This is a genomic window from Spirosoma sp., assembly GCF_048594605.1.
In the GTDB taxonomy this organism is placed as follows: Bacteria; Bacteroidota; Bacteroidia; order Cytophagales; family Spirosomataceae; genus Spirosoma.
Window position 1 is genome coordinate 1 of the sequence record NZ_JBMDWV010000209.1, and the last position, 10,020, is coordinate 10,020.

General features: G+C 49.5%; 7 protein-coding genes. 5 read left to right on the top strand and 2 right to left on the bottom strand.

The window, feature by feature from the left end; genetic code table 11:
* From ACOJS8_RS13015 to ACOJS8_RS13030, 4 genes are all read left to right on the top strand, one after another.
* A partial coding sequence (locus ACOJS8_RS13015) for an RraA family protein (protein WP_420148973.1) occupies positions 1-633 on the top strand: 633 nt, incomplete at its 5' end.
* A 49-nt stretch (positions 634-682) separates the two neighbouring features.
* Positions 683-1,966 carry a mandelate racemase/muconate lactonizing enzyme family protein gene (locus tag ACOJS8_RS13020; protein ID WP_420148974.1) on the top strand — a complete coding sequence of 428 codons (1,284 nt, stop codon included), beginning with the start codon at positions 683-685 and terminating at the stop codon, positions 1,964-1,966.
* A gap of 320 nt (positions 1,967-2,286) precedes the next feature.
* Entirely contained in the window at positions 2,287-5,433 is a 3,147-nt protein-coding gene (locus ACOJS8_RS13025) for a SusC/RagA family TonB-linked outer membrane protein (protein ID WP_420148975.1), read from the top strand.
* Between the two features lie 14 nt (positions 5,434-5,447).
* Positions 5,448-7,004: a SusD/RagB family nutrient-binding outer membrane lipoprotein gene (locus ACOJS8_RS13030; protein ID WP_420148976.1), complete on the top strand. Its 1,557-nt coding sequence runs from the start codon at positions 5,448-5,450 to the stop codon at positions 7,002-7,004.
* Between the two features lie 370 nt (positions 7,005-7,374).
* Here ACOJS8_RS13030 and ACOJS8_RS13035 read toward each other — a convergent pair whose 3' ends face one another.
* Together ACOJS8_RS13035 and ACOJS8_RS13040 are read right to left on the bottom strand one after the other, a co-directional pair.
* Positions 7,375-8,598, bottom strand: coding sequence for a sensor histidine kinase (locus ACOJS8_RS13035; protein ID WP_420148977.1), 1,224 nt, complete (start codon positions 8,596-8,598; stop codon positions 7,375-7,377).
* Between the two features lie 174 nt (positions 8,599-8,772).
* On the bottom strand, positions 8,773-8,985 hold the full coding sequence (locus ACOJS8_RS13040) for a hypothetical protein (RefSeq protein ID WP_420148978.1): 213 nt from the start codon (positions 8,983-8,985) through the stop codon (positions 8,773-8,775).
* A 334-nt stretch (positions 8,986-9,319) separates the two neighbouring features.
* Here ACOJS8_RS13040 and ACOJS8_RS13045 point away from each other — a divergent pair, with 334 nt between their 5' ends.
* On the top strand, positions 9,320-9,559 hold the full coding sequence (locus ACOJS8_RS13045) for a hypothetical protein (RefSeq protein WP_420148979.1): 240 nt from the start codon (positions 9,320-9,322) through the stop codon (positions 9,557-9,559).
* Positions 9,560-10,020: the final 461 nt, after the last annotated feature.

Sequence of the window (10,020 nt, forward strand, 5' to 3'; positions counted from 1 at the left end):
CCCGATGTGCACCGGGTCACCGACGAAAAAGGGCATACCAAAGACGGCCGGGTCAAATCGCAGAATGCCTGGCCCATTGATATGCTGCTCAAAGGCGACGTCTACGTAGTGGATCAGTACGGTATGCAGGAAGATGGCCCCACCATCGGCGACAACCTGGGCAACTCGATCTACGCCAAAACCGGCAACGGCATTGTCTACGAGGGGGCCCTTCGCGACGTAGCGGGCCTGAAGGAGATCGGTGGCTTTACGTCTTATTTCCGCAGCTATCATCCGTCCCATCACAACCCCGAAGGCAACCTGAACACGACCCTGGTGGGCATCAACCGGCCCACCCGCATCGGCAAGGTGATGGTCATGCCCGGCGACGTAGTGCTGGGCCGCGATGGGGGTGTCGCCTTTATTCCGCCCCATCTGGCCGAAAAGGTGGTGAAGACCTCGGAGATCATCCGCCTGCGGGATATGTTCGGTCACCTGCGTCTGCGGGAGCAGAAGTACACGCCCGGCCAGATCGACTCGCGCTGGTCGGATGAGATTGAAAAGGACTTCTCGCAGTGGCTAAACGCCCATGTCAACGAACTCCCCGTACCGAAAGAGCAGATTCAGGACTATCTGAAAACCCGGACCTGGTAAGCAATCCACTAGAGTTGTTACCTAGAGACCTTAACTACATCCTTCTCACATGAGCTCAACTACTTCCCGACGTACTTTCTTAACCAAAAGCGCTTTAGCCAGTGTCTTCAGTACCAGTGCCTTATCCAGTTTTGGTGAAGGGTTAGAAACCGCTGTTCATAACGCGCCCTTATCCTCCGCTCCATCTGACTTAAAAATCACCGACATCAAATGTGGATACACACGCGGTGGCCACAGCCTGTTCGTGAAAATTCATACCAATCAGGGCATCTGGGGCTGTGGCGAAGCGGTCGATGCCTCGGTGGGGACCTATCACCTGGTCAAGCTGATGGGCCAGCGCATCAAAGGCCGAAGCCCGCTCAATGTCAACCGCTTGTTTGAAGACGTGCGCAAGTCGGGCTTTTTCGAAGGGGCGCAGGCGGGCATGTACATCTCGGTGCTGTCGGCCATCGAGACGGCCCTGTGGGACCTGACCGGCAAAGCGCTGGGCCTGCCGGTCTACCAGCTGCTGGGGGGCAAGTTCCGGGACAAGATCCGGGTTTATTGTGATACGGGGGCCTACCGGGAGTCGGACACCAGCCCCGAATCCTTTGGCAAGAGTGCCAGAAAAGCCGTCGACATGGGCTTCACGGCGGTCAAGTACGACATCGATGAACGTAACGATCCGAACAAGTACGATGCCTACAACTGGACGGCCAGCCAGGGCGAGCTGGAGCGGATGTACAACCAGATTGCCGGGGTTCGCAAGGCGGTTGGCCCTAAAATCGACATTTGTGTGGACATGCACGGTCGCTACGACGTCACGACGGGTCGTCGGGTGGCCAAACTGATGGAGCCGCTGAATTTGCTGTTTCTGGAGGAGCCCATCCCGGCCGAGAACCCGGAGGCTTACCGGCAGATTCGGGAAGCGTCGCACACGCCCATCTGTGCGGGGGAGAATCATTACCTGGCGCATGGGTTCCGCAAGCTGCTGGAGATCGGAGCGGTGGACATCATCATGCCGGACTTGCAGAAAGCGGGCGGGTTGGGGGAGGCCCAGCGGATTGCCAACCTGGCGAACTTGTACTACGTACCGTTTGCCCCGCACATGGTGGCCTCGTATCTGGGGGCGATGGCGTCGAGTCATGTGTGTGCGTCGGTGCCGAACTTTCTGATTCTGGAGTGGCAGATTTATTTTCATGAGGAGCCCATGTTTAAAGAGATCGTGACGTTCGAGGGTCCGATGGTGGAGAAGGGGTTCATCCCCCTGTCGGAGAAGCCGGGCATTGGGGTGGAGATCAACGAAGAGGGCATGCGGAAGTACGCCCCCAAAGACGTACCATTTTTTGTCTAGTCGTAGTCATTCTTTTTAGTTGAATTAGTAAATCACAATCGATGATTTGATGGAGTGCTGAGGTCTCGATGATTGTCAGCCAGGGGCTCTTTTTCTGTAAATTCTAATGTGTCACAAAAACACAATCAGGCCTCTTTGTCTAAACTCAAACGATTGTCCGTCGAATTCACCATGCCTGTTCTGTTTTGAAATCGGCTTATAGCTAACTGAGCAGGGACGTAATACTGTATCGATACTGAGTTATTGAAAGGCTGATAACCAGTGGTTTCGGCTTACCTATTGAAATCATTTTCTAAGTTCACCTTTAACCAAACCGACAAATGAAGTGTACATTACGAAGGATCACCAGCGCATGTGGCCTTGCAATAGGAGCCATTTTTCTGCTAACTCAGGTCGCCTGGGCGCAGGATCGCCGGATAACGGGGCAGGTCATTTCGGCTAAAGATCAACAGCCGATTCCCGGAGTTAATATTCTGATACGTGACACGCAGACCGGAACTACGACCGACGCGAACGGAAGTTTTACGCTTAATGTAGGAACTAACGCTACGCTTGTTTTTAGCGCTATTGGCTTTGCCGGACAAACGCAGGAAGTCGGTAATCAGTCACAATTGACCGTTACGCTTCAGGAATCCGAGCAGAGTCTGGAAGAAGTGGTGGTGACCGCCCTAGGTATCAAAAAAGAAGCCCGAAAGCTAGGGTATTCTGCGGAAACGGTAAAACTGAACGAGATTCAGCAAAACCGGACCACCAACTTCGCGACCTCCTTACAGGGTAAAATAGCCGGTCTGGATATTGCTCCACCTTCTTCGGGGGCGGGTTCAAGTACGAAAATTCGTCTGCGGGGGCAATCCGCGTTTGCCGGTGCCAATAACGCGCCTTTAATCGTCATCAATGGCTTACCAATGGACCAGGGCGCTCGTGGCGCAAACGGAGGTGACCCGGTTGTCGATCTGGGCGATAATATGCAGCAGTTCAACCCGGACGATATTGATAACATGACCGTATTGAAAGGGGCAACGGCTGCGGCTATTTACGGATCGAGAGCGGCTAACGGTGCCATTATCATTACAACAAAAAGTGGCAACAAGAATGCAGGTATCGGCGTAGAATACAGCAGCAATTTTGCCGCGGATGAAGTGCTTGATTTTACGGATTTTCAGTATGAGTATGGTCAAGGGCAGGCTGGTGCTAAGCCTCAGAATCAGGGGGCTGCTGTCACGACGGGTCAATTTGGCTGGGGCGCAAAATACGATGGAGAACCCACTATTCAGTTCGATGGAGTGGCCAGACCTTATCTCCCGCAACGGAACCGAATCCGGGATTTTTACCGGACGGGCCGTTCCTTTACGAACACCATTGCGTTTAGCAGCGGCAGTTCCAAAGGTAGTTTCCGAACGTCTTTTTCAAACCAGGACGTACTGGGGATATCGCCGAACAATGATTATCATAAAAAGATATTCAACCTCGGCGTCAACCAGAATCTGACCGACAAACTGTCTGTTCAGCTGAATGTCAATTACACCAACGAAAACAACAATAATCCTCCGCAAGTAGGTATTCAGGGTATTAGTTCGCCCAACTTTCTTTACCGGATGTCCAGTACGCTGGCGCTCGACGTATTGCGGGAAAAAGCGGTTGCTGACAATGGTACCGAGCGCCAGACATCGGGCTTTCAGTCGACCCTAATCAACCCGTACTACGTTATGCCCCGGCAATTCATTATCAACAAACGGGATCGGTTTCTGGGGACGGCAACCGTACGCTACCAGTTTTTGCCCTGGCTTTATCTACAGGGCCGCGTCAATATGGATTATGGCGTTGCGTTTCTGGAGCAGAACGTTCCGACAGGGCAGGGAACTTCCACTCCTGCGAATGGAGCGGGTACCGGCTTTAATGGTACGTATGGGGTAAATACCAACGTTGGTCGGCAAATGAACATGGACTTTCTGCTGGGCGGTAATCACCGGTTTGGCGATTTTTCGGCTGATATCAGCCTAGGGGGCAACATCTTTACGAACAATAGCCGAACGAATGATCAGAGTGTGACCGATTTTACAATCAGAGATCTGTACTCAATTGAAAACGGGATCACCAAAGCGCAGTCGTATGGAATCTATCGGGAACAGGTTAACTCTCTGTATGGATTTGCTGAGTTTGGGTATAAGGGTATGTTTTACCTCAACCTTACGGGACGTAACGACTGGTTTTCTGTGTTGAACCCAGCAAACAACAGTTTATTTTATCCCTCGGTAAGCGGTAGCTTCATCTTCTCAGAATTACTGAAAAATAGTTCCTGGCTGGATTACGGTAAACTAAGAGGCTCGTATGCCAGCGTCGGAAGTTCCAACGGGATCGGTGCTTTTTCGGGGATATTAACGTATGGCATCCTGCAAAATCCATTGAATGGCTATACGTTGGGGCAGATTAACAATGCGAACAGTCCTAACCCATTCTTACGGCCGTTCAGCGTGACCGAGCGAGAGATTGGCCTTGATTTGAAAATGTTTGGCAATCGGGTCAATCTGGATGTGGCCGTTTATGACAAACAAACCAGAGACCAGATTCTGACCGTTGTTCTGTCCAATGCGTCGGGCTATACCGGCACACCGCTTAATTTGGGTTCCTTACAAAACCGTGGGGTGGAGTTTCTGCTGGAGGTAACCCCGATCCGAAAAGCTGACTTTTCCTGGAGGACCTCGTTTAATACGGCTTACAATACCACGAAAGTATTGTCACTGGCCCCCAATACGAATCGGTTAGTCGTTAGCCAGTTTGGTGGGAATGAGATGATCGGCTCGCTGGTGTATGAAGTTGGTCAACCCTTGAACCAGCTTGCGGCTAAAACGTACCTACGTAACGACAAAGGTGAAGTTGTCCTGGGCAGCAACGGTCGATTGCAGGCGAACGCCGGTCCGGATGTTCTCTTCGGTAGTGGCCTGCCGTTGCTCACAGGGGGATGGAACAATACGTTTACCTACAAGAGCCTCAGTCTCTTCGTCCAGTTCGACTACAAAACGGGCGGAAAAGTATTGTCGTCAACGGCGCTGAACGCGTTACGGCAAGGCCATTCGAAAGCATCCTTAGTTGGTCGAGACGGTGGGGTTATCTTTCCGGGCGTATACGCCAACGGCCAGCCGAATACGACTGCTGTCGATCCGCAGTTATTTTATACCGATTATCGTTCGCTGCAAATCGCCGATCCGTTCATTTTTAAATCGGACTTTATCAAGCTGAGGAACATTACCATTTCGTACGACGCTACCCGATTCCTCAGCACCAAAACAAAGTTCATTAAAGGGCTGGCCCTGTCGGCTTCCTGTCGCAACGTACTGCTCATCAAAAAATTCATTCCTGACCTTGATCCGGAATCGTTCGCATCGTCAGGCGATTCTCGCGTCGGTTACGAGCAGACTTCATTGCCGACTACCCGTACCTACGGCTTTAATCTAAATGTTAAATTCTAAGACATTCCTGAACCATGAAACGACTACGTTATAGCCTATTATTCTGTGCCTCTTTGATCGCTTTGTCAGGCTGCGATGACGGCTTTGCTGATTTGAATAAAAACCCGTATTCCCTGACGAGCATCAATCCTGGTCTCTTGTTTTCCAACGCTCAACGGCTAACCTTTCCGGGCTCATGGGAAGGGGAACAGACTATCGTTCAGCAGTTTGTGAACGCCTATAATACCGGAGCCACAGCGGCCTTTAATTTCAACGAAGACAATAATACGTTCAATATTTCCCGCTGGGATGGGGCTTACAACGGTCCGGTCAAGCTCCTTGAACAGGTAATCAGTCTGGTAAAGAACGATCCGGCCCGCAGTAATCTGTATAACCAGGTAAGGATATGGAGAGCCTACAATTTCATGACCCTTGTCGATACGTATGGCGATGTGCCTTACAGCCAGGCTGGCAAGGCGTTTCTGGAGGGTAATTTCTATCCGAAGTATGATAAGGACCAAACTATTTATGAAGACTTGTATAACGAGATAAAGACCGCTACGGCGGCTTTGGATCCGAGCAAGGAGCTGGTTAAAGAAGACATACTATTCGGCCAGTCGGCTACGGCTGCGGTGCAGGTGGCTCAGTGGAAAAAACTGGGAAATTCGTTGCTGCTACGTTTGGGTATGCGTTACTCGAAGCTGGACCCGAATAAGGCAAAAAGCATTGTTCAGGAAGCGTTCAATGGGGGCGTTGTGCAGGCCAACAGCGATAACGCCGTCATTGCCTTCACGTCTACGTATAACAACCAGTTGAATAACGGTCCCCGTACGCAAAACCCTTATTTTTATTATTTGGCAGAGCCTTTCGTTAATTATCTGAAAACGAACGGCGATCCCCGGTTGAAATATATATCGGGCAAATATGCCGATCCCAATCAGGTGTTAGCGCTAACTCCGGATACAACCAGCGCTAACCAGGTTGGATTTCCGGTAGGCTATGATCAGACCAGCGTGCTGAAATATGCCGATTATAAAGGCACCAAAGGCACGGGACAGAACTATTCTCAGCTTAATTACAGCGTCTTTGGTAGCGCGTTAGCCCCGGTTTTTTACGTGACAAACGCGCAAACGAAACTGCTGCTGGCCGAAGCTGCATTCAGAGGCTGGCTGTCGGGCTTATCGGGCGCTCAAACCGCGCAGCAATATTATGACGCAGGAGTGAAAGCATCCATGGATGAATACTCACTGTTCCCAAACGTACCAAACCCTGCTATACCGGCTAGTAGCCAGGTCAGCTATTTAACCCGGCCGAACATTGCTTACTCGGACAGTAAAGCGCTTGAATTGATCAATACACAATACTGGGTAGCTTCTTTGGGAAACGGTGGAGAATCGTTTGCCAACTTCCGAAGAAGTGGCTTTCCGGTGCTGAAACCCAATAGTTACAACAACAATCTACAGGGCGGTTTTGTCAGACGGTTTGCCTACCCGAATGAGGAATCAGCCAGAAACAGTGCAAGTTATCAGGAGGCTATATCCAGAATAGGTACGGATAATCTGACTACCCGCGTGTTCTGGGATAAGCCCTGATTATTGATAAATTAATTGAGGGCTGATAGACTGAACATCTTCTTCATTTCTAAAGCCAACCACGTTGGCTTTAGAAACCCTCTTATCCTAACTGTATTCGGATGTTTCCTGAGCGGTAGACACGTAGCAGGCGCGTTATAAAAACAAGTAAATGCCTTTATAGTTGTTGTGCTGCAAAATACTACGTTGGGATTAATCAGTTCATTAACGAAACCGCCAGCCCAGGCCGCAACGTAATCGAGGCTTAACAAGGATCTGTAGGTAAATGCAGAGCTACGCCCTAGTTCTGACCTAAGCAATAGTGAACCATTCGGTTTTGTTGTCGTCTGATCACGTAAGACAGCGTTAATCGAGGCTTTATAGTGATAGGCTACAAGTTAGAACCCGGCCCAGTCAGCCCAGGGGCTGGTAGATAGATGATGAAGGTAGCTCCCTGGCCGGGTTGACTGATGGCTGTAATAGCTCCCCCGTGACTGCTTACTACGCGCTCACAGATGGCTAGTCCGATACCGGTACCTGCGTACGCACTCCGCCCATGCAACCGCTGGAAGACCTGAAAGATGCGATCGCGGTAGCGTTCGTCAAAGCCAATACCATTGTCGCTGACATCAATGCGATAGTAAAATGGACAGTTCTTAGTGGGCCGCACCGTCGATAGCAACTGCCAGTCAGCCACGGTCTGGCAACGAATGTGCACGCGGGGAGCTACGCCATCTTGATGAAATTTAAGCGCATTGCTGATTAGGTTTTGAAACAACTGTCCCAACTGGACTGCATCACCGGCCACTGTTGGCAATGGATCAATCTCAATTTGGCCCTTTTTTTCGCTTATGACCAGTTCTAATACCTCAATGACACTGGACAGGACGCCGTCTAGTGAGACGGGTTGATCCTTTGTCCGCTGGGTAGCGATTCGAGAATAAGCGAGCAAATCCCGGATGAGTGTTGCCATGCGACTAGCCGCTGTTCGCATCCGGTCGATGTAACTAAGCGCCTGCTCAGAGGTTGAATCGGGTAGCGAGGTCTGCAGGAGGTCGCCAAATTGCTGAATCTTACGCAGAGGTTCCTGCAAGTCATGACTGGCCACATAGGCAAAAGCCTGTAAACTGTCATTGGAACGACTTAGTTGCCGATTAGTTTCCTCCAGTTCGCGATTACGGTCGGTTAATTGCTGAGCTAACTGACGGTAGCGTTCCTGGCCTTCCCTGACTTGCTGATTAGCGGCCATCTGCTGAGTGACATCGATAGCCAAGACGACAATGTCAAGCTGCCCCGTTGGGTCTTCAATGGGAGCGTAAACATAGTCAATGTAGGCGATGGACTGATCGTGACGTTTGTAGGGAAATCGGACCCCCCTAAGGGGTTGTTTCGTTCGGCGTACCTGATCCAGCAACTCTTCCAGACCCATGCCAGCAATGGAAGGAAAAGCCTCAAAGACGGGCCGACCCAGCACAGGCGGGTGTCCAGGGGGGAGTTGCCAGATTTCGTAGATGGCGGCATTGGCTAATTTAATGCGATAGTCGGGCCCTTGAAGCAAGGCGATGGCAACGGGTGCCTGTTCAAAAATGCGTTTTATCCACTCTGATTCAGTCATTTAAGGGCGGGCGGGTTGTTCTTAGATTCCTCCAGGCCTATGTAAAGCTAAGCAAGTAAATCTATTTCCTAATGCAGGCAAATCAGCGAATGCTCAATACGATGCCAACCTTCTGGCAAGAGGGAAGTATGTCGGCTTGTCGGGAAGCGGCTACTCGTTAAAGAATCTGTGTGGCTAGCCGCATAGCCATCGAACCAACCGTACCACGAGCAGGAAGCATATCAACGTCAGCCACATCCAGATAATATCCAGGCCTATAAACAAGGCTAAATTACCCAAAGGGTATTGATGCCAGTGAGGATTGTAAACCTGCGGGAAAATGGTTCGAAACCATAAGGGAATCAGGAGCATTCCGAGGATCAAGATAAAGGCTACCCGTTTTTTCATAAAGGTTAGTATGTATGCTGGAATCTAGCAGAAGCTCATTGAGACACTCGCTTGAAAATCGGGAGCCTACTACCGTTTTAGCTCCATACTGCGGAAAACCGGACAGCACACCCTGCTAGTCTATCACCTAAATTACTATGTAAATTGAAAAACACTGCTGGAAGCGGACGCCAATTTACTGAAGCCAGTATATAACCAATATTATGTTTTTATAGCAGAATATTGTTTTATTTTAGCAAATCTTGGGGGTTTTGTTGAATTTTTAGCTGGAATAATCATATTTTAACGTAAGATCATTCCAGCTAAACTTTTTACGACTTAATCCAAGCTACCAATGACAAGATTTTTACAATGGACCTTGTTGATTACGTTATGCACACAACTAGGTTACACACAAAATAACCCAGCCAGACAAACCGTTACCGGCCTAGTAACGTTCACGCAGGATGGTTCCGCTGTCGGGGTTAACGTAATCATAAAACGTAGTAGCCAGAGCGTAACCACAAGTGAGAATGGCCGGTACAGCCTACAGGTCAATTCACCAAACGATATATTATTGTTTGTAAAACATTGATATTCAGAGGTAATGGATATCAAACTTCTTAGCGTAATTCTTTCTGAGCCACCGCGCGGTCCACTTACTAAAAATAGCCCAACTTAGCCAAGTTAGCCGTAGCAATTCTAGAAGAAGTCAGCCATTTAGAAAAGGACCCTAACTTGGTGAAGGCGTTTTTTTAATAAAAAGAAATAGCCTTTATGACAGATTAATTCACAGATCAATAGTGAATAATCTAGGTAGGGAGAAGCTTCTCCTCATCTGCTTTTGCAAAAAGTAAATACCACTTTTCTTATACAAATTATTTTGCCATTTTATTATTCACCTTTATTCCTATTCACCTATGCTCAAAATCATTACGATCAAAAGAAAAGGATTCTTATTCCTTCTCTGCAACCTGCTTTTTAGCCTAGGCCTTTATGCACAGGTGCAGGTTTCCGGAAAGGTAACCGATGCCTCAGGGGCCACGTTGCCCGGGG